At 42.9% G+C, this 2,000-nt stretch carries 1 protein-coding gene; it reads right to left on the bottom strand.

Going from position 1 to position 2,000, the window contains the following annotated elements:
- Window positions 1-2,000: DUF7927 domain-containing protein (locus tag H9636_RS18900; RefSeq protein ID WP_191709096.1), on the bottom strand; the 2,000-nt coding region annotated here is incomplete at both ends.

The following is a 2,000-nucleotide window of genomic DNA, read 5'->3' as shown; positions in this document are numbered from 1 at the left end:
TTCACATTGTTGACAATCGTTGATGCGTCTTTGATGTTTTCTACCGTAATTTTATACGTCAGTTCATCGCCAACTTTTACTTTTTGTCCATCGATTGCGTCGCCTTCGGCATTAAATACAGCTTTCGTACTGCTTAATTCTCCCGCACTTGAAACAACTTCTGTTTCAGTTGGTGGAGTTGTAATTGGATTTTCCGGATCTTTTCCTGGTTCAGTTGGATCGATTGGTTGATCTGGATCAAATGCTGTGGCGATATTTTCAACCGTCGTATTTAACGCACTTTCTAACACTTTCACCTGGAAGGTGATGGTTGCCGTTTCCCCTGCTTTTAAGGTTACCGGTTGTACGCTTAATTGACCTTCGCTCCATACATCTTTATCAGCTAATGCATCCCCATTCAGTTTCGTTGAACCTGAAACAAGTTTTACGCTTTCTGATAATTGATCTTGGATCGTTCCATTCCAAATACCAGCTGTTTCTCCATTTTTCGCTTCAATCGTATACGTAATTACGTCTCCGACATGAACGATTTTCTTATCTGCTACTTTGGATAACGTCACATCTGCTGGAACTTTCACTTCTGTTCCTGGCTTTTGTGGTTCAGAAGGTTGATCTGGATCTTCTGCGTTTTCCCCTGGAACGCTTCCTTCTACAGTCGCGATATTTGTAATTTCCCCTTTTGCGTCTTCTGTTACCACAACTGTAAAGGCTACTTCGACTTTTTCGCCACCTCTTAGGCTGCCAATGTCTGCTACTGTCACGACTTGTCCATTCACTGCCTGATCGTCATAGGCTTCCCCATTCACAGTTAATGTGCCTGGTACATAGCTTAAACCAGCAGGAATGTCATCGATGACTTTCACATTGTTCACAATCGTTGTTGCGTCTTTGATGTTTTCTACCGTAATTTTATACGTCAGTTCATCGCCAACTTGTACTTTTTGTCCATCGATTGCATCGCCTTCGGCATTAAATACCGTTTTTGCACTGCTTAACTCTCCTGCACTAGAAACAACTTCTGTTTCAGTCGGAGTCGTTGTAATTGGGTTTTCTGGATCCTTTCCTGGTTCAGTTGGCTCTAATGGTTGATCTGGATCGAACGCTGTGGCGATATTTTCAACCGTCGTATTTAACGCACTTTCTAACACTTTCACTTGGAAGGTGATCGTTGCCGTTTCCCCTGCTTTTAAGGTTACCGGTTGTACCGTTAATTGACCTTCGCTCCATACATCTTTATCAGCTAATGCATCCCCATTTAGTTTCGTTGAACCTGAAACAAGCTCGACGCTTTCTGATAATTCGTCCTGAATCGTCCCATTCCAAATACCAGCTGTTTCCCCATTTTTCGCTTCAATCGTATACGTAATTACGTCTCCGACATGAACGATTTTCTTATCCGCTACTTTGGATAATGTAATATCTGCCGGAACTTTTACATCCGTTCCTGGTTTTTGTGGTTCACCCGGACTGTCAGGTTCCCCTGGAATTTGACCTGGAACCGTTCCTTCTACTGTTGCGATATTCGTAAGTTCACCTTTTGCATCCTCTGTTACAACGACTGTAAAGGCTACTTCGACTTTTTCGCCACCTGTTAGGCTGCCGATGTCCGCTACTGTCACGACTTGTCCATTTACTGCACTATCGTCTTTCACTTCTCCATTCACCGTTAATGTGCCTGGTACATAGCTTAACCCTTGAGGAATGTCATCGATGACTTTGACGTTGTTCACAATCGTTGTCGCATCTTTGATATTTTCTACCGTAATTTTATACGTTAGTTCATCGCCAACTTTGACTTTTTGACCTTCGATTGCATCGCCTTCGGCATTAAATACCGCTTTCTTACTGTTTAATTCACCCGCACTTGGAACAACCGCTGTTTCAGTTGGATCCGATTCTTTTGGCTCACCCGGTTGATCTGGATCATAGCCCGTTGCGATATTTTCAATGTTTGTGTTTAACGCACCTTCAAGTACTTTTACTTGGAAGGTAATCGTTGC

The organism is Ureibacillus galli (assembly GCF_014836845.1).
In the GTDB taxonomy this organism is placed as follows: Bacteria; Bacillota; Bacilli; order Bacillales_A; family Planococcaceae; genus Ureibacillus; species Ureibacillus galli.
The sequence above is the reverse complement of the archived record's forward strand: the minus strand, read 5'-3'. Positions and strand labels throughout refer to the sequence as shown.